The sequence below is a fragment of the Corynebacterium sp. MSK008 genome (assembly GCF_030232585.1).
In the GTDB taxonomy this organism is placed as follows: Bacteria; Actinomycetota; Actinomycetes; order Mycobacteriales; family Mycobacteriaceae; genus Corynebacterium.
This window is the reverse complement of record NZ_JASPJX010000002.1, coordinates 237,110-261,012: the sequence shown is the minus strand read 5'-3', so window position 1 is coordinate 261,012 and position 23,903 is coordinate 237,110. Positions and strand designations below refer to the sequence as shown.

Annotated in this window: 28 protein-coding genes; 11 read left to right on the top strand and 17 right to left on the bottom strand. The window is 66.2% G+C overall.

Annotated elements, in window-relative coordinates:
• Window positions 1–4: 4 nt before the first annotated feature.
• Window positions 5–139, top strand: a complete 135-nt coding sequence (locus QP996_RS02825; RefSeq protein ID WP_255711440.1) for a hypothetical protein — start codon at window positions 5–7, stop codon at window positions 137–139.
• On the opposite strand, the gene QP996_RS02820 is transcribed toward QP996_RS02825, so the two are convergent.
• The 10 genes from QP996_RS02820 to QP996_RS02775 all read right to left on the bottom strand — a co-directional run bounded on the left by QP996_RS02820 (window position 140) and on the right by QP996_RS02775 (window position 8,678).
• Complete coding sequence (locus tag QP996_RS02820) at window positions 140–814, bottom strand: AAA family ATPase (RefSeq protein WP_284871112.1); 675 nt, start codon at window positions 812–814, stop codon at window positions 140–142.
• Window positions 815–977: 163 nt separating this feature from the next.
• Window positions 978–1,664 carry an AAA family ATPase gene (locus QP996_RS02815; protein ID WP_284871111.1) on the bottom strand — a complete coding sequence of 229 codons (687 nt, stop codon included), beginning with the start codon at window positions 1,662–1,664 and terminating at the stop codon, window positions 978–980.
• A 2-nt stretch (window positions 1,665–1,666) separates the two neighbouring features.
• The gene (locus tag QP996_RS02810) at window positions 1,667–2,428 is read right to left on the bottom strand and encodes a chymotrypsin family serine protease (protein WP_284871110.1); all 762 of its coding nucleotides are present in this window, start codon (window positions 2,426–2,428) and stop codon (window positions 1,667–1,669) included.
• A 127-nt stretch (window positions 2,429–2,555) separates the two neighbouring features.
• A complete protein-coding gene (gene rplI, locus QP996_RS02805) occupies window positions 2,556–3,008 on the bottom strand; it encodes a 50S ribosomal protein L9 (protein ID WP_181889306.1) in 453 nt (150 codons plus the stop codon).
• Between the two features lie 48 nt (window positions 3,009–3,056).
• Window positions 3,057–3,704 (bottom strand): single-stranded DNA-binding protein, encoded by a 648-nt coding sequence (locus QP996_RS02800; protein WP_284871109.1) that lies wholly within the window; start codon window positions 3,702–3,704, stop codon window positions 3,057–3,059.
• Between the two features lie 51 nt (window positions 3,705–3,755).
• Entirely contained in the window at window positions 3,756–4,052 is a 297-nt protein-coding gene (gene rpsF / locus QP996_RS02795) for a 30S ribosomal protein S6 (protein ID WP_284871108.1), read from the bottom strand.
• A gap of 180 nt (window positions 4,053–4,232) precedes the next feature.
• Entirely contained in the window at window positions 4,233–4,421 is a 189-nt protein-coding gene (locus tag QP996_RS02790) for a hypothetical protein (protein WP_284871107.1), read from the bottom strand.
• A gap of 3 nt (window positions 4,422–4,424) precedes the next feature.
• On the bottom strand, window positions 4,425–5,966 hold the full coding sequence (locus QP996_RS02785; RefSeq protein WP_284871106.1) for a glycosyltransferase family 87 protein: 1,542 nt from the start codon (window positions 5,964–5,966) through the stop codon (window positions 4,425–4,427).
• Window positions 5,967–8,213 (bottom strand): transglycosylase domain-containing protein, encoded by a 2,247-nt coding sequence (locus tag QP996_RS02780; protein ID WP_284871105.1) that lies wholly within the window; start codon window positions 8,211–8,213, stop codon window positions 5,967–5,969.
• 102 nt (window positions 8,214–8,315) lie between these two features.
• Window positions 8,316–8,678 (bottom strand): DUF5318 family protein, encoded by a 363-nt coding sequence (locus tag QP996_RS02775; RefSeq protein ID WP_284871104.1) that lies wholly within the window; start codon window positions 8,676–8,678, stop codon window positions 8,316–8,318.
• 101 nt (window positions 8,679–8,779) lie between these two features.
• Here QP996_RS02775 and QP996_RS02770 point away from each other — a divergent pair, with 101 nt between their 5' ends.
• From QP996_RS02770 to QP996_RS02760, 3 genes are all read left to right on the top strand, one after another.
• Window positions 8,780–9,211 carry a MarR family winged helix-turn-helix transcriptional regulator gene (locus QP996_RS02770; RefSeq protein ID WP_502870101.1) on the top strand — a complete coding sequence of 144 codons (432 nt, stop codon included), beginning with the start codon at window positions 8,780–8,782 and terminating at the stop codon, window positions 9,209–9,211.
• A gap of 177 nt (window positions 9,212–9,388) precedes the next feature.
• Entirely contained in the window at window positions 9,389–10,267 is an 879-nt protein-coding gene (locus QP996_RS02765; protein WP_284871102.1) for a universal stress protein, read from the top strand.
• Between the two features lie 10 nt (window positions 10,268–10,277).
• Window positions 10,278–10,736: a hypothetical protein gene (locus QP996_RS02760; protein ID WP_284871101.1), complete on the top strand. Its 459-nt coding sequence runs from the start codon at window positions 10,278–10,280 to the stop codon at window positions 10,734–10,736.
• Here the strand turns inward: QP996_RS02760 and trhO are convergent.
• The 4 genes from trhO to QP996_RS02740 form a co-directional block, all read right to left on the bottom strand.
• A complete protein-coding gene (gene trhO, locus QP996_RS02755; RefSeq protein ID WP_284871100.1) occupies window positions 10,708–11,616 on the bottom strand; it encodes an oxygen-dependent tRNA uridine(34) hydroxylase TrhO in 909 nt (302 codons plus the stop codon). The two genes, QP996_RS02760 and trhO, sit on opposite strands and share 29 nt — an antisense overlap.
• Window positions 11,617–11,661: 45 nt before the next feature.
• The gene (locus tag QP996_RS11880) at window positions 11,662–11,889 is read right to left on the bottom strand and encodes a hypothetical protein (RefSeq protein ID WP_502870100.1); all 228 of its coding nucleotides are present in this window, start codon (window positions 11,887–11,889) and stop codon (window positions 11,662–11,664) included.
• Between the two features lie 64 nt (window positions 11,890–11,953).
• On the bottom strand, window positions 11,954–12,289 hold the full coding sequence (locus QP996_RS02745; RefSeq protein WP_284871099.1) for a helix-turn-helix domain-containing protein: 336 nt from the start codon (window positions 12,287–12,289) through the stop codon (window positions 11,954–11,956).
• 54 nt (window positions 12,290–12,343) lie between these two features.
• Window positions 12,344–13,837: a DUF1846 domain-containing protein gene (locus tag QP996_RS02740; RefSeq protein ID WP_284871098.1), complete on the bottom strand. Its 1,494-nt coding sequence runs from the start codon at window positions 13,835–13,837 to the stop codon at window positions 12,344–12,346.
• Between the two features lie 25 nt (window positions 13,838–13,862).
• Between QP996_RS02740 and QP996_RS02735 the strand changes: the two genes are divergently transcribed.
• From QP996_RS02735 to QP996_RS02715, 5 genes are all read left to right on the top strand, one after another.
• Entirely contained in the window at window positions 13,863–14,669 is an 807-nt protein-coding gene (locus tag QP996_RS02735; RefSeq protein WP_284871097.1) for an Fpg/Nei family DNA glycosylase, read from the top strand.
• A gap of 21 nt (window positions 14,670–14,690) precedes the next feature.
• Window positions 14,691–16,268, top strand: a complete 1,578-nt coding sequence (locus QP996_RS02730; RefSeq protein WP_284871096.1) for a bifunctional ADP-dependent NAD(P)H-hydrate dehydratase/NAD(P)H-hydrate epimerase — start codon at window positions 14,691–14,693, stop codon at window positions 16,266–16,268.
• Complete coding sequence (locus tag QP996_RS02725) at window positions 16,261–17,217, top strand: NAD(P)-binding domain-containing protein (RefSeq protein ID WP_284871095.1); 957 nt, start codon at window positions 16,261–16,263, stop codon at window positions 17,215–17,217. Before QP996_RS02730 ends, QP996_RS02725 begins: the two co-directional genes overlap by 8 nt.
• Window positions 17,218–17,924: 707 nt before the next feature.
• Complete coding sequence (locus tag QP996_RS02720) at window positions 17,925–18,833, top strand: hypothetical protein (protein ID WP_284871094.1); 909 nt, start codon at window positions 17,925–17,927, stop codon at window positions 18,831–18,833.
• 78 nt (window positions 18,834–18,911) lie between these two features.
• Window positions 18,912–20,024 carry an MFS transporter gene (locus tag QP996_RS02715; RefSeq protein WP_284871093.1) on the top strand — a complete coding sequence of 371 codons (1,113 nt, stop codon included), beginning with the start codon at window positions 18,912–18,914 and terminating at the stop codon, window positions 20,022–20,024.
• Here the strand turns inward: QP996_RS02715 and QP996_RS02710 are convergent.
• The 3 genes from QP996_RS02710 to QP996_RS02700 are packed head-to-tail and all read right to left on the bottom strand — an operon-like array spanning window position 19,934 to window position 22,069.
• Complete coding sequence (locus tag QP996_RS02710; protein WP_284871092.1) at window positions 19,934–20,440, bottom strand: hypothetical protein; 507 nt, start codon at window positions 20,438–20,440, stop codon at window positions 19,934–19,936. The two genes, QP996_RS02715 and QP996_RS02710, sit on opposite strands and share 91 nt — an antisense overlap.
• Before the next feature lie 10 nt (window positions 20,441–20,450).
• Window positions 20,451–21,092 carry an ABC transporter ATP-binding protein gene (locus QP996_RS02705; RefSeq protein ID WP_284871091.1) on the bottom strand — a complete coding sequence of 214 codons (642 nt, stop codon included), beginning with the start codon at window positions 21,090–21,092 and terminating at the stop codon, window positions 20,451–20,453.
• Window positions 21,092–22,069 (bottom strand): ABC transporter permease, encoded by a 978-nt coding sequence (locus QP996_RS02700; RefSeq protein WP_284871090.1) that lies wholly within the window; start codon window positions 22,067–22,069, stop codon window positions 21,092–21,094. Before QP996_RS02700 ends, QP996_RS02705 begins: the two co-directional genes overlap by 1 nt.
• 91 nt (window positions 22,070–22,160) lie before the next feature.
• Between QP996_RS02700 and QP996_RS02695 the strand changes: the two genes are divergently transcribed.
• Window positions 22,161–23,297, top strand: coding sequence for a sensor histidine kinase (locus QP996_RS02695; RefSeq protein ID WP_284871089.1), 1,137 nt, complete (start codon window positions 22,161–22,163; stop codon window positions 23,295–23,297).
• Window positions 23,294–23,896, top strand: coding sequence for a response regulator (locus QP996_RS02690; RefSeq protein ID WP_284871088.1), 603 nt, complete (start codon window positions 23,294–23,296; stop codon window positions 23,894–23,896). The genes QP996_RS02695 and QP996_RS02690 overlap by 4 nt, the downstream gene beginning before the upstream one ends.
• Window positions 23,897–23,903 lie beyond the last annotated feature (7 nt).

Below are 23,903 nucleotides of genomic sequence, written 5' to 3'. Positions count from 1 at the left end.
CAACATGCCTGACAAAGAACCCGAAGAACCGCCGCAGAAGACCGAGGACTTCGAGTACACGCGCCACGACGCAGAGGCGGAACTTGACCGGATTTATGCGCAACGGAAAGAACTCATGCGACGACTCGCAGAGTCCTAGCTAGCCCAGCTCGTCCTCCGCCCAGTCCGCCATGTACTCGGCGATGCCGTGCGGGTCCGCCAGAAAGTCGCGCATCGCCCGGAACGCGAGTGTGTCTTCCACCGCCAGGCCGCGGTCCACGCCGTGCTCGCCAACCTCCACGATCTCCGCGCCAGGGATCCCGAGCACGATCGGCGAGTGCGTCACCGCGATCACCTGCGCGCCTTGTTCCCCGATTGCGTGCAGCTGCGCCACCAGCGCCATCTGCGCGACGGGAGACAGCCCCGATTCGGGCTCGTCCAGCAAGTACAGCGCATCTTGGGCAAACCGCGAGGTCAGTTCCAACACGGACTCCCCGTGCGACCGTTCACCGAACTCGGTTACGCGCGTGTGCGTCTCGCCGCGCATGAAATACCCGACCTTCGCGCGCGCCCCGGTCCGAAGCCGCAGCGCTCCAAACATCGGGTCACGGGCGCCAGGCTTATCGACGCCCCACGGCCCGCCCTCGACCTGAAACCCCCACGCGCGGGCAATCCCCTCCAACAGCGTGGACTTTCCCACGCCGTTGCCGCCGGTGATCAGCGTGACCGGGTGTGTCAGCGGGAAGCCGAACTCCGCGACGTGCTCAACCGCCGGCGCGTCGAGGGCCCACGGCGGGGCCTTCGACGCGTCGACGGAGACGTGCTGGATGAACATGGGGGTCATCCTACGGCGGGATCGATACGTTGAGGTCGATAGCCCCATGTCGATAGTTGCAGGTCAGCGCCTCTTGGCCTGCCGGGGCTCCAAAATCCGAAAACGCTGTAACCAGCGACTATCGACCTCGAGATATCGACATGGGCGCTCAGGGGCAGGCTCCCTAGCCGTCCACCAGGAATCTCGCCGTGCCGGCCGGGTCGTCGATGAACTCTCGGGTGGCGGTGACGGGCTCGCAGTCCTCGAAAGGCATGTGCTCCAGGGCGGGCACGGCGAGGATGCGGGCGTCGGGGACGGCGAGCAGCACCGGCGAGTGCGTAGCCATGAGCACCTGCGCGCCGCGGCGGGTCAGCACCGCGAGCAGGCCGAGCAGTTCGAGTTGGGAGAAGACCGAGAGGCCGTCTTCGGGCTCGTCCAGGATGATCAGGGAGTCCGGGCCGAAGCGTTCGCGGCCCATGCGCATGATGCCTTGGCCGTGGCTGCGGCGAGTGAGGTCTTGCAACGGGTCTTCGATTCCGAGGCTTTCATGGTATTCAGCCAGGTCGAGGTCTGTTTCGCCGCGCAGGAAGTACACGTCGCTTGGGTTCTCGCGACGGGTCAGCGTAAGCGAGGCGTGGAGCCGGGAATGGTCCGCGGCCTGGAACTGGGCGTGGCGAGATCCGCCCGCGGCGTTGGCGCCGGCGGCCACAGCGACGGCCTCCACCAGCGTGGACTTACCCGAGCCGTTGTCGCCGGTGAGGATCGTGGTTTGCGCGAGCTCCAGGGGCTTTTCAGCCAAGCGACGCACCACCGGCAGGTCGCCGGCGTAGCCCTCCACCGGCACGTCGATGCGGACCTGGGTGACGAACATCGCTACCGCAATCCGGCGGGCAGCGGCAGCAGTCCGTCCACCGCGAGCAGCACGCCGAACGCCGTGCCGGAGACCACGCCGATGATGTTCGCGCTGCCATCCGGGTTGACGGTGTAGACCGGCCCGCCGGAATCGCCGTGCAACGCCAAGATCAGCACTGCCAGCTCGCCGGTGTCCGGGTTCACCTTCAGCACCGGGCCGCAGGTGCGCGAGGTGCGCGCGCCGTCCTTGCACACAATCTGGCCCGGCTTCACCGCCGTCACCGGATGGTAGCCCGCCACCCGGCGGGTGGGGTTGATGCGCTGGACCGCGTCCGACAGCGGATTGACCGCGCCGATGACCGGGATGTCCACCGCCCCGCCGCGGACTGCCGCAGCGTTGGTGGCGTCGCCGGCGAGCGGGAACCAGGCGACGTCTCGAAGCGGGCTGCCCAACTTGTTGTCGCCGCGCATCTCGTAGCCGGACTCCCGCAGGTCGCCGGAGATCTTCGTGCGGCCATCCGCCGCGTACACCGCCACCGGCACCGCACCACCAATCGGCGCCAGGCAGTGGCCCGCCGTCACGCCGTAAGCCTGCCCGTCGCGGTGCGCCACCGTATTCAGCGAACAGCCGTAACGGGAACCGTCGCTGTACGCGACGCGGATACTGTCGCCGGCGTACATCGCCACGGCCTGCGCCGGCATGGCGAACCCGGCCGCAGCAGCCGCCGCGAGCAGGAGGGACACAGCCAAAGTGCGCACGCGGCGCGCCACGGAAAACGTCATGGGCGGTATTGTATCGGCACACTAAAAGCGCGGGCCCCACTCCTCACAAGTGGGACCCGCGCTTTTAAATGCTGTTGTCGTTGGACTGCAGTTTTCCGTTCTCAGGCGGAGCAGTCGTCGATAAGCGTTATGCGCTTACGACCTCGAAGTTCACCTTGCCCTCCACGTCGTCGTGGAGGTTGACCTTGACCTGGTAGCCACCGGTCTTGGTAACAAGGCCCTTCGGCACGTTGATGCGGCGCTTATCCAAGTTCGGGCCGCCAGCGGCCTTCACAGCGTCGGCGATGTCGCCGGCCTTCACAGAGCCGAACAGCTTGCCGTTGTTAGCGGTGCGCACAGCAACCTTGACGCCCTTGAGCTGGTCGAGCTGGTCACGCAGTTCCTTCGCGTGATCCAGGTCGCGGACCTGGCGCTCAGCCTGGGCGCGCTTAATGTCTTCAATCTGCTTCTCTGCGCCGCGGGTAGCCGGGATAGCCAGGCCGCGCGGGAGCAGGAAGTTGCGTCCGTAACCGTCCTTGACCTCGACGACCTCTCCAGGCTCGCCAAGCTTCTCGACGGCAGCGGTGAGGATCAGCTTCATAATCCTAACCTTCCTTATGGTGAAAAATGCTTGATGTGTGGTTGTCGTTTAGAACGGTGGCTCATCGCCCGCGCCGCCGGAAAAACCGCCGGCCTCAGGAGCGGAACCCCACGGATCATGTTGAGGCTGGGACTGGTTCGGGGTGCCCTGGCCCTGGTTCTGGCCACCCTGGCTCTGGCCGCCGAAGCCGCCGTTCGCCGGGTTGTAGCCGCCCTGGCCCTGATTCTGGCCCTGATTCTGACCCTGGTCGAAACCGCCCTGGTTTCCACCGAAACCGCCGCGCTGGCCACCCTGGTTGCCGCCGCCGTAGCCGCCCGCACCGCCCTCACGCGGGTTGCGGGTGACAGACGCGCTGGCGTACTTCAGGGACGGGCCGACCTCGTCGACCTCGACCTCGAACACGGTGCGGTTTTCGCCCTCTTTGGTCTGGTAGGAACGCTGACGCAGCTTGCCGGTGACAACAACGCGCATGCCCTTGGTCAGGGACTCCGCGACGTTCTCCGCCATCTGGCGCCAGCAGTTACAGGTCAGGAACAGGGCTTCGCCGTCTTCCCACTGGTTCGTCTCCCGGTTAAAGGTGCGGGGCGTGGACGCGATGCGGAAATTCGCAACGGCAGCGCCGCTCGGGATGAAGCGCAGCTCCGGGTCCGCAACCAAGTTGCCGACAACGGTAATCGGGGTATCGCCTTGAGCCATGTCCTAAACCTTCCTACCTGCTGATCGTGTGGTTTCTGAGCCTACCGGTTCTTACTTGTCGGTACGCAGAACCTTGGTGCGAACGACGTTCTCGTTCAGGTTCAGCACGCGGTCGAGCTCCTTGACCGTGTCTGCCTCGCACTCGAGGTTGACAACGGCGTAGATGCCCTCTTCCTTCTTGTTGATCGGGTAAGCAAGACGCTTCTTGCCCCACACATCAACGTTCTCCACCTTGCCGTTGTCCTTGCGGACGGTCTCCAGGAACTTATCCAGGGACGGGGCAACGGTGCGCTCATCCTGCTGCGGATCGAGGATGATCATTACTTCGTAGTGACGCACGGACCTCATCACCTCCTATGGTCTTGGTTGTTTCGGCCATCACCCTTGTGGTCATGGCAGGAGGGTCGTTGCGTCAAGCAACCCGAACAGACTACCCCACGGTTTGACCAGCTCAAAACCTTGGGTTTCCGGCGCGCTCGGGTGGACTCCGCCTGAACCGCCAGCGATGCCGAGTTCTACAACATCCGCCTAGTGCGGGTTGGGCACTGCCGCGAAGAGGGCGAGGGAGACTGGGATGACGGTCATGAAGAGGAAGGCGACCAAGCCGAAGCCTATCGACGCTTGCTTCCGCCCCTTCACCGCAAAGTAGAACGAAGCACTAAACAGGAAAAACGCCACCACGATGGAGGCGATGCCCAGGATTGTGGTGGCGTTCATCGGCTAGACCTTCACAGCCGTGGAGCCGGCCGGCTCGGCGTCGGCGGGGTCGGTCGCGGGGTCGGCCGGAGGGGCGTCGATAGGCAAGGGCTCCTTCCACTGGTACGGCAGCGACATCAGTGGGTCGTGGCCGTTGTGGGCGTCGCGGACCTTGTCGCGGCGCTTGCCCAGGATCTGCTGCACCACCAGCACCATGATGGCGATGATGAAGGCGTCGCGGGAAATGATCACCATGTTGAGGAACCAGCCCGGCACGCCAAGGTTGTCCGCGCCCATCATGTGCCACATCAGCACCGGCCACACGGCCATGTCCACGACCATCCAGGTCAACAGGAGGCGCCAGTACGGCAGCGCGAGCACCGCCGGGACGACGAACCAGAGGGAGTACTGCGGGCTCCACACCTTGTTGAAGATGAGGAACAGGCCGACGATCAGGCACACCAGCTCCGCGATGCGCGGGGTCTGCGGCGCCTTCAGGCCCAGGATGAGCACGCCCAGGCAGCCCAGCAGGAACAGGATCAGCGTTACGGCATTGAGGATCACCGGGGCGCCCTCGCCTGAGTCGAAGCCGGTCCAGCCGGTCATTCGGGAGATCACCGCGTAGATGGTGGTCCACTCCCAGCCGCGGTCCGTGTTGAGGCGGTTGAACTCGCCCCAGGCGTCCGGGTTGCGCAGGTAAACCGGCACGTTCACCACGAGCCAGGACACCACCATCGCGGCGAGCATCTTGCCAAACGGGGCGAGGTCGCGCTTACGCAGCGCCACCGTCAGGTAGGCGCCGAGCAGGAAGATCGGCCACAGCTTGAACGCGGTGCCCAGGCCGATGAGCACGCCAGCGAGCCAGAACTTCCGGTTGCGCGCAGCCAGCATCGCGGCCACTGCGAAGAAGATCGACGGGATGTCCCAGTTGGTGAACGCGTGAACGATCAAAAGCGGCGAACCTGCGACGAGCAGGGTGTCCCAGATGCGGTTGCCCGCAAGCTCGGCGACCATGCGGATAGTGATCACCCAGATGATGGACATCAACAGCGCGGTGACGTAGAAGTACCAGCCGGAGTCCGGCACGAAGTTGTCCACCAGGAAGTAGGTGCTGCGCGACAACCAGGCGGACAGCTGCTGGAACAGGCCGGCGAGCACCGGGTACTCCATGTAGCGGGTCAGTCCGTCTTCCACCCACGAGTAGTCGTAGACAAAGCCGCCCTGGTCCAGGCCGCGGGCGCCGTAGAGCGGAATGATGTCGTTGTAGCAGGCCGCGGTGTACTGGCGGTTGCCATCCCAGTTGAGCTGGATAATGCCGTTGTCGTCGGCTTTGCCGCCGGCGCAGTGCGCCTTCTGCAGCAGGCCGAAAGACAGGAAGATGTAGGCGACGGCGAGGATGGAGCGCAGTGGCGTCCAGAAGCGGGCGCGGCCGATCTGGGCGAAGCGCCCCATCGGTCCGCCGAGGAAGTCCACCCAGCCGCGCGCGAGCGGCTCAGTGCGGCCGGGCTGGACGCGGTCTGCCGGGTCCGGCCAAGTGACCTGCTGTGTCTGCGTCGACTCGGACATTTACTGGAACGCTCCCTGGAACTGGTCGATGACGTCGTTGATCGTGTCGCTGATGTTCGGTGCAGGGGCCGGCGCCGGCGCCGGCGCGGGAGCCGGTGCAGGGGCGGGCGCAGGTGCCGGTGCGGGCGCCTCGCCAGGTGCTTCCGGCGCGGCCGGATCCGCCGGGTTCGCCGGGTCCTCCGGCGCTGCGGGAGTCTCGGCGGCCGGCGCCTGAGAGGTGTTTCCGCTGTAGCTCGGCGCCGGGTTGGAGTAGTAGCCGCCCAGGCCGACGCCGCCGGAGTACGGGTTCACGCCCCAGTAGACGGGGTTGGCGTTGGGGAAGCTCATAAACTCCTGGCCTTCCAGCTCAGTGTCCAGGAACTCCTTCCAGATCTGGGCCGGGGTGTTGGAGCCGAACATGTTGCCGCCCCACTCGTTGAAGATTGGCGAGGTGTTGTCGGCGGTGCCCACCCACACGGCCACGGCGAGCTGCGGGGTGGAGCCAACCATCCATGCGTCCTTGTTGTTGCCGGTGTCGCCCATTTGGGCCGTGCCGGTCTTGGACGCGGACTGACGGCCGCCTGCGAGGACGGCGTTGGAGTAGCCGGCCACGCCCTGCATGGCCTGCAGTGTGTTGTCGGCGACCTGCTCGGCCACTCGGCGCTCGGTGTAGTCCTTGTCCACCTGGTAGAGGACCTCGCCGGTGGCGTCCTCAATCTTTTCCACGAAGTGGGTCGGGTGCATCAGGCCGCGGTTGGTCAGGGTTGCCATGGCAGTGGCCATGTCCAGCACGCGCGACTGGTACTGGCCCAGCACGATGCCCTCATACGGCTGGCCACCGTTTTCGCGCAGGGTCACCGGGATGCCGGGGATGGACTTGGCCACACCCAGGGCGTGCGCCATGTCGGCGGTGTCCTGCGTGGTGTTGTCCAGCTCGTCCTGGATGCGCATGTAGGCGGTGTTGGAGGACACGCGGGTGGCCTCGGTCATGGACAGCATGCCGCCTCCGCCGCCGTCCCAGTTGGTCACGGTGATGTTGCCGGGCAGGCGCACCGGCGACGAGTCGAACGTGGACGTGAGCGGGATGCCCTGCTGCAGGGCCGCGGCGAGCGCGAAGATCTTGAACGTCGAGCCCGTTTGCAGCCCGGCGTTGGCGTAGTCCCAGCCAGACGGGTCGTCGCCGCCGTAGTAGGCGCGCACTGCGCCTGTCGACGGATCCACGGCCACCGCACCAGTACGCGCATCCTCCTGCAGGTTGGCCAGGCGCTCGCGTGCAATGCGCTCCATGTTGGCCTGTGACGCGGCGTCGATAGTGGTGGTGATCTGCAGACCACGGTTGGTCAGGTCGCTTTCGGTGATGCCGAGGGCCTCGAGTTCCTTGATCACCTGGTTCTTAATCAGGCCGTTCGGGCCGGTGGCCTCGGTGTAGGCGGAGTAAGAAGCCGGGTCGCGCGTTTCCGGGTACACCATCCCGGCGCGCTGCTCCGGGGAGAGCTTGCCCATCTCCACCAAGCCGTCCATGACGTAGTTCCAACGCTGCTCGGCTGCCTGACGGTTCGTCCAGGGGTCCAGCTCGCTGGGCAGCTGGATGGAGGCAGCCAGCACACCACCCTCCTCGACGGTGAGCTGGGACGCCGGCTTGTCAAAGAAAGCGTGCGCAGCCGCCTCAACGCCGTATGCGTTGCGGCCGAAGTACACGGTGTTCAGGTAGGCGCGGAGGATGTCCTCCTTCGACCACTGGTTGGTCATCTTCACGGAGTAGACGAGCTCGTTGGCCTTGCGTTGGTAGGAGTGCTCGTTGCCCACCAGCGCGTTTTTCACGTACTGCTGGGTGATGGTGGAGCCGCCGCCGGCGCTAGTGTCGCCGGTGATCTGCCCCAGCGCTGCGCGGGCGAAGCCTGTGGGTGAGAAGCCGGAGTTCGTCCAGAAGTCGCGGTCCTCCGCGGCCAGCACGGCATCCTGGACCTCCACCGGCACGGCGTCGAGGGCGACCTGCTCGCGGTTGCCCTCCGGCGGCACCAGGCGGGCGAGTTCGTTCTCGCCGTCGTTGAAGTAGATCGATGAGATCTGCGCCGTCTCAATCTCGCCGGGGCCCGGGATCTCGGCCTTGGAGTACTTCCACATAAACCAGCCGACGGGGATCAACGCGAGTAGGAGAAGGAACAGCAAGAATGCAAGCACCCACTGCCACGCGCGGGACTTCTTCTTTTTCTTCACCGCTGTAGTGCCGCCGGTGGATTTCGCCTTTTCAGCGCTCTTTTCAGTCACACGTTTTTCCTGCACAATTGCACCCGCCGCGCCCGCGGGGAGGGCAAACGGGCGAGCTACCTACCAAATTCCTACCGGACACCCTACCTGCCCAGTTCGGATTCACACTACTGGTACTGCTGTGACTTCTTGTAACAGATGGTTCCATTTGCACGACGGGCAGACCTCGACCACGTGGACAGTCAGTGGCCCCACCTCGGCCACGAGCCGGTCAATCTCCCCCTCATTGCGCGCTGTGCCTGTGCGCCTGCCCAGTTTTTCGGAGTACACCCAGCGCACGTCGCGCATCCCTTCGCCGCATACCGGGCAGGGCCGGGCGGAATCTTCCCCGTGATGCTGCGCGGCGGCGCGGAGCAAGAAATCGGCGTCGCACACATCGTCGATAGGCACACGCCCCCGCTTGAACTCGCGCAGCGTCTGGCGGCGCTGCCACTCGTGGGACACCTCGTGCTCGTACGTGAACATCCTGGCCATCATAACCACAGTCTTTACTGCTAGATTTTGAAAAAGTACTTGAAAGAAAGAGGTGCACAGAGGTGGCGCACGACGAACCCTCCGCGGAGGCCATGCGGATCGCGGCGGACATCCGCCCCGCAATGACCAGCCTGTACGTCGCGTACTTCCGCAACGCGGAAAACTCCGACCTCACAGGCCCACAGCTGTCCGTGCTGCACAGGCTTGGTTTCAGCGGCCCCACGCGTATTAGCAAGCTGGCCGCAGAGGAGGGCGTGCGCCTGCCCACCGCCTCCAACACCGTCAACCAGCTGGAAAAACGCGAGCTGGTGCGCCGCGTGCGCTCGGTGGACGACCGGCGCGGGGTGTCGGTGGAGCTGACCGATTTCGGCCGCGAGGAACTGGAGCGCGTCGGCGCCGAGCGCACCCGTTCACTCGCCCAGATGCTCAGCGCGCTCGATGCGGAAGCGCTGGAAAAGTTGGATTCTCTGACGGGGGTGCTCAACGATCTCGCCCGCGCTTACGCAACAGGGTCCGCAGACTAGCCGCAGACTAACCGCTTTTCCATGGCTGGGGCACATGTTTATGATGTGTGCATTACCTGAAAACTCGCATACGCGGACACGTGCCAAGGAGGCAGGCCCCTGAGCAGCTCGCCCGGCGCTGAGAGCGCCAATCTTCCCAACATCGCGTTGCCCGTGCGGGTACTCGTGGGGTGGGACGTGGCAAACACCGAAGCGGTGGAGTTCGCTGCCTGGCTCGGCCGCTCGCTGCCGGTAACTGTGCAGGTGATGTCCAGCGCGCAGTCCAAGTGGTCAAAGTCCCTGCCCAAGGCCTCGAAGGGCCGCAAGAAGCGCATGAAGGAAGCGCAGGCCACCTTCGACTCGCGCGTAGAAAAGGCGCTGAAGGAACACATCCCGCGGCCGCAGTGGTCCAAGGACGTCTCCCGCCTCGTGGACAGCAAGGACACCGTGCGCTCCCTGCATGAGACCGCCAAGGACTTCGACGCGGATCTGATCCTGCTGGGCTCGCGCGCGAAGACGCCGAAGGGCAGGTTCCGCCCCTCCAGTGTGGCGGACGAGATGATGCGTTCCTGCCCCGTCCCGCTCGGCCTGGCCCCGCGCGGAGTGAAGCTGTCCAAGAAGGGCATCACCCGCGTGACCTACGCAATTGTGATGGGGGACGACCCACTTGAGCCGGATTTTTCCGGCCTGGACTACGCCACCGCGCTGGCCTGCAAGCTGGGGTTGCCGCTTCGCATCATCGCGTTTTCCCCCACCGCGTACGAGAAGCGCACCTCCACCTGGAACGAGCAGACGCTGGGCATGCTGGACCACGCCCGAGACCGGGCGTGGGCGTTGGCTGCCGAGTTCGCGCCGGAGGTCTGCGACACCTTCGACGTGACCAGTGCGGTCTCCGCTGCGAAGAGCTGGAAGCGTGCCATCGACTCGGTGAAGTGGAGAAAGGGCGACATCATGTTTTTGGGCACCCACCCGTCGCCACAGTTCACCAGCGTGTTTGTGGGCACGCTTGAGGGCGAGTTCATCCGCTACGCCTCGGTGCCTGTGGTGGTGTGCCCGCATGCCGGGAAGGCGCAGTAGGTTGGGCTCTATGGAGCACCCGGAGAACGACCTTCACTCCCCCGCCGACCGTTTCTCGCGCATGCGGCCGGAGCCGCGTTCCTTCGACGAGCTCGCGGACCAGCCGGATCCGCTGGAGGTGGACCGCAAAAACCGCCGTTCCACCCGCCAGGCAATCACGTTTGCGCTGGGCACGGTGGCCACTACCCTGCTGTTGGCGTTCGTTCTTGCGGTGATTTCGCGGGCTCAGGGCGGCCCGCTTTGCGACGCCAGCTCCGCCTGGCTCTGCACCGAATCCTGGCGCACGTGGTGGGCCGTTGCCACCTCGATCCCGCCGGTGGTGGGGCTAATTGGCTGCGCGGTAATCACCGTGCGCAAGCTCAACCGCTACGAGCGCTGGGTCCCGTGGATCGGCGTGTTCTGGATCCCGCTGGTGCCGTTTACCATGGCGTGGCTGATTGTCACGCTGGGGATGTTGGCGACGCAGTAGCGCGCTGGGTGCACTCCGCGCAGTACGGGTTGTTTTCCCGGCAGTCCTCGCAGCTTAAGTACTGGCGGCGGCACTCCGGCTCGTTGGCGCAGTTGTAGAACTGGTTCGTCGCCTCCCCGCAGTGCACGCAGTGGCCGAGCTGGACGTAGTCCGGGTCCCCCGGGGCGCCGAACTCGGTGTGCATGCGGTCGTCGAAGACGTAGAGCGAGCCCTCCCACAGCCCGGAGTTGCCGAACTTCTCGCCGTAGCGGACGATGCCGCCGTCGATTTGGTAGACCTCCTTGAATCCCCGGTTGATCATGAGGCTGGAGAGCACCTCGCAGCGGATCCCGCCGGTGCAGTAGGAGATGACGGGTTTGTCCTTCATCCAGTCGTACTTGCCGGAGTCCAGCTCTTTGATGAAGTCGTGGGTGGTGTCCACGTCCGGCACGACCGCACCCTTGAACCGGCCGATCTCGGCTTCGCGTGCGTTGCGGCCGTCGAAGAATACCGCGTCTGGGTTGTCGGCCACGAGCTGGTTGACCTGTTCTGGGCTGAGGTGCACTCCCCCACCGACCACGCCGTTCTCGTCCACCTTGAGCTCGCCCGGCGCGCCGAAGGAGACGATCTCTTCGCGGGCCTTGACGCTGAGCTTGGGAAAGTCTTCCGCCCCGCCCTCGGACCACTTGAACTCGATGCCCTTGAAGTACTCGCGGGTTTTCTTGGCGTAGGTCTTGCAGGCGCGGATGTCGCCGCCGACGGTGCCGTTGATGCCGTCCTTGGACACGATGATCCGGCCGGTCAGGCCAAGGCCTTCGCACAGGTCCCGCTGCCACAGGCGCACCGCGTCCGGGTCGGCGATGGGCTGGAACTTGTAGTAGAGCAGGATCTTGCTGGTCATGCCTGGCAGTCTATGTCCACCCAGGCCAGCGGGGAAAGTTAGAGGTCAAAGGCTTTGAACGCGATGGCCAACGGAACGCCCAGCGCTTCGCCGCCCTGCTTGGCTGCCCCGCCGACGATCTCCGCGCCGCTGGGGTGCTCGGGCAGCGCCTGGAAGTACGCCTCGTGGGCGTCCAGAGACGATGCCGTGCTCGCCGTGCATGAGCAGCAGGTACGCCACCTCGACGCCGTCTTCGGCCCATTTGGCAACAGCGGCGGAGGCGCCGTACTCCATGTCGTCGGGGTGGGCGACGACGGCGAGGACGCGTGCGCCGTCGTCAAGCAGAAGCTCTTGCACCTTAGCCCCGCTTTTCCTTGAACGCGTGGGCGTCGCGCGTGTACACGCGGCGGTGGGTGCCCACCTTGTGGCCGGGCAGCTTGCCCTCATCAATGAGCTTGACCACAAACGGGCGAGAGACGCCGAGCAGGTTGGCCACCTGTTGGGTGGTCATCTCCTCGTCCGGTTCCGGCGGCCGCACCAGCCGGCCTTCGGCGAGGTCCTCGAGCAGGTCGCGGACCCACACGGCCGTCTGTTTCGGCAGCGTGACGTGGTCTTCCGCCTGCGTGCGCGCGACGGCGAGGTTGTTGTTGAGCTCGGCTAATGCGTCTTCCACCGGAGATTGCTGTTCCCGCATGGCCTCGACAATAAACCACAATCGAAACCAGCGCAATAGTTAGTGTTGGAAAACTTAACGTTTGTGGTACAGCGCCTTGCGCCAGTACTTCGGCTCCGAGGTGGCCAGCACCCCCAGGTTGCGGAAGATGCCCTCGTCCACGGACCCCAGAATCGTGGTGATGTGCGCGTCGCACCCGCGCAAACTGCGCAGATGCTCCAGTGCGAGCGCCGCGTCCGGGTTGCCGGAGGCCGACACTGACAAGGCGATGAGCACTTCGTCCGTGTGCAGACGGGGGTTCACCGAACCCAAGTGGCGGGTCTTCAGCGTCTGGATCGGCTCGATGGAGTCGGGGGACAGCAGGTGCACGTCATCGTCGATGCCCGCCAGCAACTTCAGGGCGTTGAGCAGCACCGCGGCGGACGGGCCGAGCAGGTCGGAGGTCTTGCCGGTGACGATGCGCCCGTCCGGCAGCTCCAGCGCCGCGCCCGGCTTGCCGGTGCGCTCCGCTACCTCCAACGCGGGCGAGACCACCACGCGGTCCTCCACGGAAAGGTCCGCCTTGCGCATGACGTTGAAGTTGCGGTCGGAGACGGTGGAGTCGGCGTCGGCGCGGCGCTCGTCCACAAGCGCGGCGTAGTAGCGGCGGATGATCTCCTGCTCGGCGGCGTGGCGGCACGCGGCGTCGTCGGAGATGCAGTAGCCCGCCATGTTCACGCCCATGTCCGTCGGCGACTGGTAGGGATCCGAGCCGGTGACCTCCCGCAGCAGCGTCTTCAGCAGCGGGAAGACGTCGATGTCGCGGTTGTAGGAGGACACCTTTTCGCCGTAGGCCTCGAGGTGGTACTGGTCGATGACGTTGATGTCGTCCAGGTCCGCCGTCGCCGCCTCGTACGCCAGGTTCACCGGGTGCGACAGCGGAAGGTTCCAGATCGGGAACGTCTCAAACTTGGCGTAACCTGCGTCGATGCCGCGCTTGTGCTCGTGATACACCTGGGAAAGGCAGGTGGCCAGCTTGCCGGAGCCCGGCCCCGGCGCCGTCATCACCACCAGGTCACGGGAGGTTTCCACGTAGTCGTTTCGGCCAAAGCCTTCCTCGCTGACCACCTTTTCGGTGTCGTTGGGGTAGCCCGCAATCATGTAGTGGCGCGAGACCTTCAGGCCCAGCCGGGCAAGACGCTCCACGAAGGCCTCGACGTTCCGGTTGTGGCCCTCCAGCTGCGTGACCACTACGTTTTCCACCAAAAAGCCGCGGTCGCGGAACACGTCTACCAGCCGCAGCACGTCGTCTTCGTAGGTGATGCCCAGATCAGCGCGCATTTTCTGGCGCACGACGTCGCCGGCGTTGAAGCAGATGACAATCTCCACTTCGTCCTTGATCCGGTCCAGCATGGCGATCTTGTTGTCGGGGGTGAACCCGGGCAGGACGCGGGAGGCGTGGTTGTCGTCGAAAAGCTTGCCGCCCATTTCCAGGTAGAGCTTGCCGCCCACCTCGGCGCGCCGTTTCTGAATGTGCTCGGATTGCATCTGGATGTATTTTTCGCGGTCGAACCCGATCTCATACGGCATGGGTGCAATAGTACAGTCAGCGATCGTGCCTGAAGGTCATGTCATTCACCGACTTGCGCGCCGCTTCAACGCGGACTTCCGCCCCGCGCCGGTCGCCGCGAGTTCGCCGCAGGGGCGCTTCGAGCCTTCGCTTATCGACGGCACTGCGCTCACCCACGCTGCAGCACACGGAAAGCACCTGTTTTTGCAGTTCACGGACGCGATCGTGCACGTACATTTGGGCCTGATTGGCAAGTTCTCCTTCGAGCCGGCGGAAACGCTGCGCGGCCAGATCCGGCTGCGGCTCGTGCCGGACGGGGGAGCGGGGGAGATAGCCGCCCACCTGCGCGGCCCGCAGACATGCGCCTACATCACCCCGGCGGAGCAGCAGGCCATTCTGGACGCCGCCGGCGAAGACCCGCTTTCTCCCGCTTCGGACCCGGACGCGCTGTTCGAGCGGGTGCGGCGTTCCCGGCGCGCCATCGGCTCGTTGATGATGGACCAGTCCTACTTCGCCGGTGTGGGCAACATCTACCGCGCCGAGCCGCTGTTTCGCCAGGGCATCTCCCCGTTCACCCCGGGCCAGGAACTGGGGCGCGAGCGTTTCGACGCCATCTGGTCCGACCTGGTTTCGCTGATGGCCGACGGGGTGGCAACCGGGCGCATAGATACAGTGCGGCCCGAACACTTGCCCGAGGCGATGGAGCGCGCGCCGCGGGAGGACGACCACGGGGGAGAGGTCTACGTCTACCGCCGCGCCGGCGAGCCCTGCCACGTGTGCGGCCACCCGGTGGAAAAGCAACAGTTCGAAGGCCGCAACCTGTTCTTTTGCCCGTCCTGCCAGGGAGTTTAGGTGGAGCGTACCCTGGTGCACATGTACGCCAGTACTTTCACCGCAGACCAAATCAGGGCCGCCGAAGCGCCGCTGTTGGCCGCGCAGGCCCACCCGGACCAGCTGATGCAGTCCGCCGCCCACGCCGTGTTCGAGGCGGCCGAAGCGATGCTCGCTGGCTGTGCCGGCCCAGCCGGGCGGGTGTTGGTGCTTGCCGGGCCGGGCGGCAACGGGGGTGACGCCCTGTACGCTGGCGCGGAGCTCGCACTCGCCGGGCACCGCGTGGACGCGCTGCTCACCGCAGGCCGCGCCCAACAGCGAGCACTCGCCGCCTTTTCCAACGCGGGCGGGCAGGTACTGGAAACGTTGCCGGACAGTTCAGCCGAATACGCCCTGGCCATCGATGGCATCACCGGCATCGGGGGCTCTGGGGGCCTGCGCGAGGAGCTGGCAGACGTGGTGAGGTGGCTGCGCCGGGTTCGCGTGCTCTCCGTGGACGTGCCCTCCGGCGTAGATGCCGACACCGGGGAAGCGGGCGAGCTGCGCATCACCGCCGACGCCACCGTCACCTTCGGCGGGTGGCGCCGCGCCCACGCCCTCGCCCCGGAGTGCGGGGTGCAGCTGCTCGCCGACATCGGCCTGCCCGGCCGCCCCTTGCACACGGAGCTGCTGGACACCATGCCCGAGTGGGCCCACGACGGCCCGACGCTGGTGCTGGCCAACCGCGCCGTCGCCGATCCGCAGGTGTGGCCGGACACCCTGTTGCCGCTGCCCGCCGCGCCTGTCCAAGACGTCGCGCCGGGGCCTGCCGACGATAAGTACAGCGGGGGAGTAGTCGGCATCCGCGCAGGCAGCGCCGGCTATCCGGGCGCGGCGGTCCTCACTGTCTCCGGTGCGGTGATGGCCACACCCGCGATGGTCCGCTACGCCGGGCCGGAGGCGGATGGGGTGGTGCGGGTGAGGCCGGAGGTCGTCGTTACGCAAAGGCTCGAAGATGCTGGCCGGGTCCAAGCATGGGTGTTTGGACCCGGCGCCGGAACGGGGGAGGATGCGGCGCGCGAGCTTGCGTGGGCGCTGGAACAACAGGTGCCATTGCTTATCGACGCCGACGGCCTCACCCTCCTCACCCAACACGAGCAGCTGCGCCAGGCGGTCGCCTCCCGGGAGGAACCGACGGTGCTGACCCCGCACGACGGGGAGTTTTCCCGCCTGCGCGAGGCTGCCGGAGTGCGCGAGGGCACGCGGTTCGAGGAGACGCTGGAGCTGGCCGCGACGCTGCGCGCCACCATCGTGCGCAAAGGTCGCATCACCCTAGTCGCGCCGGAGGATGACCCGCACCTTGTTTACGCCGTGGACGCCGGGCACTCCTGGGCCGCTACGCCGGGCTCCGGGGATGTGCTGGCCGGAATCATGGGCGCGCACCTGGCGCTTTCCGCGGCGCGCGCCGCCGTGCCTGGTGCCGCTGACGCCGCTGTTCCCGGTGCGGTGACCGGGGCTGTGACGGTGCACGCGGTGGCCGCGTGGCTGGCGGCGCAGACCCCGTACGGCCCCGCCACCGCGCCCGCGGGCCGCATCGCCGAGTACGTCCGCGACGCAACAGCGCAGGTGACCCATGCTTGACGCCGTCGTTGTCGGTGCCGGCCAATCCGGGCTGGCCGTGTCGTACTACCTGCGCAAATACGGCGCTTCGTTTGTTGTGCTGGATGCCTCCGACGAGCCCGGCGGGGCGTGGCCGCACTACTGGGACGCGCTCACACTGTTCTCCCGCGCAGAGTTTTCCAACCTGCCCGGCTGGCCCATGCCCCACTACGACGGGTACCCGCCGCGCGACCACGTCGTTAAGTATTTGTCCGACTACGAGCAGCGCTACGACCTGCCCATCCGCCGAGGTGAGCGCGTCAAACACGTGCTTCATGACGGCTCCGCCTTCCACCTCAACGGCCACTCCGCACGAAACGTTGTGATGGCCACCGGCATCTGGTCCGCACCCTTTGTCCCGTTCGTGCCCGGGACGTTCGCGGGGCAGCAGCTGCACTCCGCCCACTACCGGCGGCCGGAGGATTTCGCCGGTCAGCGAGTCGCTGTCGTCGGGGGCGGAAACTCCGGTGCGCAGATCGTCGCCGACCTCGCACTCGGCGGAGTGGACGTGCAATGGTTCACCCGCCGGCCGCCCGCGTTCATGCCCGAGGATGTCGACGGCGAGCAGCTTTTCCGCCGCAACCGCGAGCGCTTTGTCGCCATCTCACGCGGCGAGGACGACCCCGGAGGCGCCGACTTCGGCGGCGACATCGTGGTCGTCCCCGAGGTTCGCCGGGCCCGATCACTCGACCTGCTGGACGCCGAACCCATGGTCGGGTCGTTGGACGAGCTGTCGGATTTCGACGCGCTGATCTGGGCCACCGGCTTCCGTCCCGCCCTGTCGCCCATCCGCGGTCTGGAGCGTGGCCTGGACACGCCCGGCCTGTACGTTCTGGGCTTCGACTCGCTCAACGGCCCGGGCGCCGGAACCATCGGCGGGGTCAGCCCTTTCGCCCGCGACATCGCCCGGCGCATCGCGGGCGAGGTCTAGGCGGCTTTTCGGTTCTTGCCCCCGTGGCCCGCGTGGCCCGCGTCAATCGCTTGTCCGTAACCAATAGTTGGTCGCCCCCAGTTGTCCGCAATGCGGAGTCCGCAAGCTCGGGCTGACACCAAAAACACTGCCACGGCCGTCGCCCCATCAGGCAGCCACCCGCCCCCAAAACCACGGATCCAGCTATCTAGACCTCGTGAATCGCCGTTTTTCGCCGAATAGCTGGATCCTTGTAGCTGGAAACTGCCCGTACAGCCCCCGACGTCCTGGCGCGAACCGCGAGAACGGTAGAGAACGGTAGAGAACGGTAGAGGAGAGCGCCCCAGCAAACACCCCAACTGCATAACAAACGTCAATACCTTTAAATTACACTCGTGTCATTTAGCCCAGTAACGAGCGAAAATGCCCCTTAAAGGGCCTACCTGACCCCACAGTCAACCTTTTATTTTGCTTAGAAAGTTGTGTTAACGTTCCAGCAACCTGCATGTTCCCCGAATTTAAACGGCCCGGGCCGTTTAAGAGAGCCACGTCACCCCTATTCCGGATGCTGAATTGTTGTCCCTCTGCGATACGCTATCGGTGTGTTTAAAAATCGGAGGATCGCAGCGCTCACATGCGCAGTCGCAACTGCAGCGGCCGCATGTGTTGTGCCTTCCGCCGGTGCAGCTACCGTGGGGGAGCCCAGCGATGGCGTGTGCTCGCTGAAGGTGAATGACGCTGAACGCAAGTACATCGACTCGCTCGACCGAAGTGTCGGTGTCGGCGCTACGGATGAGCGGGCGCGGTGGGCGTCTGCGTTTGAAAAGCTGTACCCGACTGCTCCGGAAACGGTCGCGCCATTCATGGAGTTGTATCACGGTTCTTACGTGACCTACTTCAACAGCAACCTCGACGCCAACATTGAGATGTGGGCGCAGCGGGTCGCGGAGGATACTGGCGCAGACATCGATTCTTCCCGTGTGTACTTCACTCAGGTGTGGAACTCCGTGGCGGTCAGTGACCACCAGGCGTTCGACATGACCAAGTACTGGGAGATTATCGACAACGCGGTGAAGACCGGCGATATCACCGTGCCTGCCCGCGACGGCTTCGCGGAGTTTGCGCTGATCCCGGAGCGTGACGGGTTGGTTGAGCAGCAGTCTCGCGAATACCCGGCGATGCCGAAAGACCAGGTGGAGGCGTGGGTTGACGCGTACGAAGAGCTTCCGGATGTGCAGCAGGCTCGTCGTGTAGCCAGGTTGATGGTGGCGTTCGAGGACGCCCGCAAGACCTGCGCTGCAGGTGGCGGCAACGCACTTTTGCCTACCGACGGCCCAAACCCGGACACCCCGTCCACCACGCCGGCAACGGGCACCTACACGGCCCCGACTCAGCAGCCTGGCAAGAGCAATGACTCTGTGACTCACACGGTCACCAACGGCAACGTCACCACTTCGGTGACCACCAGCAGGATGACCAACATCTCGGTTTCCCAGACCACCCACAGGGCTGAGCAGACCATGGAAGCCGCGTCCGGCGGTTCGTCCGCGAGCACGGGTGTGATCATCGGCGTGATCGTGGCGATCCTGCTCGCCCTCGGCGCTGCTGGTGCAGCGTTTGCGCTGTCCAACCCGTAGCCGTATCTTGGCTCGGTGCACAACTCCCAGCAATCTCCACGGCAAACAGCGAAGTTCCCCGTCGTCCCGCTGACGGCGATGAGCTTCGCTGCGTTCGTGTACGTCACGTTCGAGATGTTCGCCATCGGCCTGATCTCACCGATGGCGCGGGACCTCAACGTTTCTGAGGGCCAGATTGGCCTGCTCATGAGCGTCTACGCCGGTCTGGTCGCGGTGGTGACTATCCCGCTGATGCACGTCACGCGGAAAGCGAACAGGCGCTACCTCCTGATCGCCACCTTGGTGTTTCTGCTGGGAGGCATTGTCTTGCAGGCCACGGCCACGAGCTACGCCACGCTGGTGGCGGGCCGTGTGACGGCGGCGTTTACCCACGGGTTGTTCTGGTCGCTGGTCAACCCGGTCGCGGCGCGTATCGCGCCGCCGGGGCAGATGGGCAAGGCGGTCGCCGCGGTGTCGTTCGGCTCCACGCTGTCGATGGTGATCGGCTCGCCGCTGACTACGGCGCTGGGTTCTGCGATTGGCTGGCGCGCCTCCACCTGGGTGCTGGGTGCCGCGGTGGTGGGTGCCCTGGTGATGCTGGTGATTTCCCTGCCCAGCCTGCCCGCCAAGCCGCCGGCGCAGCAGACCGGCGCGCAGGCGACGAAGTCGGCCATCCCGCCTTTGGTCATCTACCTAGTGCTGGCTGTCATGGCGATCTTTGTCACCTTCACCTACCTGGCGCTGCTCATCGAGGCCACGGCCGGCCACCGCTTCGTGCCCTACGGCGTGGCGCTGTACGGCATCGCCGGCCTGGTCGGTGTGACCCTGTCGGGCCGCCTGGTGGATGCGCGCATGATCCGCCTCAACGGCATTGCCACGGCCACGCTGGTGGCCTCCGGCATCGCGGGCCTTTTGGCGCTGCACTACAACACGGGTGCCGGCATGTTCGCGGTGATCGTGGTCTTCGGCATCGCCGCGGGCGCGCTGCCCACGGTGGCCACCACGATCTTCCTCTTCGCGGGCCAACGCAACCAGGATTTGGCCAGCTCGGTGTACGTGGTCACGTTCCAGGTGGGCATCGCCTCGGGCTCGGCGTTGGGCGCGGCCACGGTGGACTTGGGTTACTTGGGCGGCACGTTGCTGTCCACGGCTGTGCTCGGCGCGTTGGCGTTTACCGTCATGGCCACCCGCTCGCGGTCCCTTCTGCGGTAGCGCGCGGGTTCCACGAACCGCCCGGCGGCCTCCAGCTCCAGGTAGCCGCGCAGAAACTCCGCGGTCTCGCCGGCGACGAACGTGCGCTGGCCCCACTCGGGCACGCGGAAGATGCCGTGCGGGACGCGCACGAGGTCGCGGCTCCTCAGCATCGTCGCGCCCATCTCCTGCAGCGAGGTCACAATGAACGCCTCGCCGACCGCGTACGCGACCACGTTGCGATCCAAAGCGTGCAGCTTATCGACGACACTCCGCCCCGCCAGCCAATAGCCATCGCCGGCCACCAGGGCGTCGTCAGGCACCTGCGGAAGAGCGCGCACCTGGGGCCCGCACGATGAAAGCCCCGCCCTGCGCTCGATCTCCCTGGCCAGCAGGGCGGGGTCGAGCGGGGCGGGGCCGGGGGCGCAGTAGAACACGCGCGCCAGTTTAGGCGTAGGCGGGGGCGTTGACGCCGAGTTCGAAAACTTCGTCGCTGCTCTCGATCAGCGAGCGGTCGTGGGTGACAAAGCCGCAGGCGATGTTTCGCTCGGTGGTGAGCTCGCGCAGCAGCGTCACGATCTCCTGGGAGCGGTCGGCGTCGAGGGCGGCGGTGGGCTCGTCCGCAAGCAGAAGCGACGGCTCGCCCATGAGCGCACGCGCGATGCCGACGCGCTGGCGCTGGCCACCGGACATCTCGCCGATGCGGCGGTCGCCCAGCCCCTCCAGTCCGACGGTGGCCAGCAGTTCCTCCGCCCTCTCCTTCCGGGGTTTGATGCCCCGGATGTGGTCGGTGACCAGCAGCTGGTCGCGCACGTTCAGCGCGGCGATGAGGTTGGCCTGCTGGAAGATCATGCCGATCTTGTCGCGGCGCACATCGTTGTCCACGGTCTCGCCGTTGAGCTTGGCGGTGCCGGAGTCCGGCGTGATCAGGCCGGCGGCCACGGAGAGCAGGGTGGACTTGCCGGAACCGGACTCGCCGACGATGAAGGTCATCTCGCCGGGCTTGGCGGTGAACTCCAGGTGGTCCAGCACTGTACGCATTTCCTGGCCGTCCTTGAATGCGACGGTGACATCGTTGAGTTCGAGCATTATGCGACACCTCCAAGAGCCGCCTGAGGGTTAACTTTCGAGATGGAACGGGTGGCGATCAGGGCGCCGACCATGCCCAGCGCCCAGATGACAACCGGGGGAGCGATCGCGGTGAGCGCGGTCAGCGAGAACGGTGCGCCGCTCTGCATGAGCAGGCCCAGGCCGAACGCCGCGACGCCGCCGATGAGCGCGCCGATGCCCAGGATGACCGCGGCCTGGCCGAGGGCGTCCTTGAGCAGGTAGGAGTTGGACGCGCCGATGGCCTTCAGGATGGCCAGGTCGCGGGTGCGCTGCATCGTCCACACGGTGAGGAAGGCGATGATCACCAGCGCGGCGATGGCGTAGAGGAAGCCCTGGATGAGCTTCAGCGAACCCTGCTCCGAGGAGTACGCCGGCAGGCCGTCGAAGGCCTCTTTCAGGCTCACCCCGCCGTCGACGTCGTGGTCCGCCAGCAGCACCGAGCCGTCGGCGTCGGTGTGCATGGCGGCCTGCCAGAACTCGGTGGGCACCCACAGGACGGGGGAGTGGGAGAACGCCAGGTCCTCGCCGGTCGCGCCGACGGTGATGTCGTTGCCGGCGACGGTCACGGTCTCGCCCTCGCTCACTTCGAGGGAGGGAGCGGCCACGGCTTCGTCGGAAAGCTGCTGCCCTCCGGGAAGCTCGGTGCCCTTCGGCAGCGACAGGATGGCCACGGCCGCGTCCTCGCCGTTGTCCTTGGTCAAGAGCATCTGGCTGGCGCCGAGCGGGGTGAGCCCGTCGCGCGACTCGACGCGGGAGGTGGTGAACGAGATGTCTTCCGGGTCCTGGAAGACCACCGATTGCGGGTCCAGCGCCTCCAGCGCGGACGTGTTTTGCTTGCCCAGGCCGGCGGTCAGTCCGGTGAGCACGACCACCAGCAGCGTAATCAGCGCCACGGTGCCTGCGATCAGCCCGAAGCGCCCCTTGGCTGACGTGATTTCTCTGATTCCTACGAACATGGTGTTAATCCTGCCGTTGACCTGCACCTCAGCACATCGCGCGGGCGGTTGAAATCCCGGTCAACCGATCGGTTGATCTACGCTCAGACACATGTTGTCCACCACCCGCCTGCTCGATTTTCTGCGCGTGAGCCTGCACGTGCTCGTCGCCGTGCTGCTGGCGGTGGGGCTCGTGGGGCAGTTGCGTAGCGACGCACCCGTGACCGCGCTTGCCCTGCCCCTGGCGTTCGCCTGCGTGTACATGGCCGGCACCGTATGGCACTTCCATGGCAAGGACTACCCGGCGTGGGCGCCCTACGCCTGGCTGGCGGTAGTGGCGGCGCTGTGGGTGGGGCTGGTGCAGATGTCCGGCGAGTTCGTGTGGCTGGAGTTCCCGCTGGTCATGCTGGCGTGCGTGCTGCTGACCACCTGGTGGGAGCTCGCAGCCACCGCGGCGTTTCTGGCCGTAGCGCTTTCCGCCACCGCACCGGGCGGCGGGCCCGGCGCGATCATCGGCCCCACCATCGGCACCGTGCTGGCGGTGATCATCGTGCACGCCTACCAGGCGCTGCGCGCGGAGGCGGACCACTACCGGCAGATGGCCGAGGACCTCAAGGCCGCCCAGCGTGAGGCCGCGAAGGCCGAACACGCCGCGGGTGTGGCGGAGGAGCGGGCGCGCCTGGCGCGCGAGGTGCACGACACCATGGCGCAGGGTTTGAGCTCCATCGTGTTGCTGGGCCGGGCGATGGACAAACAGCTCGCCCAAGGGGACCCGGCGCGGGAGACGCTGGGCGTGATCCGCTCCACCGCCTCCGACAACTTGGCGGAGGCGCGCCGCTTCGTGGCGGAGAACTCCGCCACCACGCAAACCCCGAAGCGCGAGACGTTGCCCGTGCGGCTGGAGCGCCTGGCGCGTCACGCCCAGGACCGCCAGCGCGCACTCGGCGAGCAGCTCGAAGTCCGCGTCCAGGCCGTTGACCTGCCGGAACCGTGCGCGTCGGTGGCGGAGCGCGTCGTGCGGGAGGGCTTGAGCAACATCGTGCGCCACGCTGGTGCCTCGTCGGCGGTGGTGACCGTGGATAGGCTTGGTGCGACCGCAACCATCGACGTCTTCGACAACGGCCGCGGCATCACCGGGCCCGAGGGCTACGGCCTGAAGGGCCTGCGCGGCCGCGTGGAGGAGGCCGGCGGCGAGCTCACGGTGGAGGGCAACGTCCTCGCCGCAACCCTGCCTGTGGAGGAGAAATGACACTTCGCGTCATGCTTATCGACGACCATCCGGTCGTCCGCGCCGGCCTGCGCGCGGTGCTCAATTCCTTTGACGGCGTGGAAGTCGTCGCCGAGGCCGCCGACGGCGACGCGGAGGTGCCCGAGGGTGTGGACGTGGTGGTCTCCGACATCCAGATGCCCGGCGCGGACGGCATCGAGCTGACGCGCCGCCTGGTCGCCGCCGGCGGGCCGCCTGTGCTGATCCTGACCACCTACGACACCCAAGCGGACGTGGTCGCCGCGGTGGAGGCCGGCGCCATGGGTTACCTGCTCAAGGACGCGCCGGAAGATGAGCTGTACGAGGCGGTGCGGAGCGCGTCGCAAGGCAAAAGGGTGCTCTCCCCGCAGGTGGCGAACGTGCTGGCGGACCGGCTGGTCAACCCCGCCGAGGCGCTGTCCGCGCGCGAGATTGAGCTGCTGCGCGCGCTGCAAACCGGCGCCTCCAACAAGGAGATCGCCCAGCAGCTGTTCATCTCGCAGGCGACGGTGAAGACGCACCTGATCCACATCTACGCCAAACTCGGGGTGGACAACCGCACCGCGGCCGTGGAGGAAGCCCGGCAACGCCGGATCATATAAGCTGGCC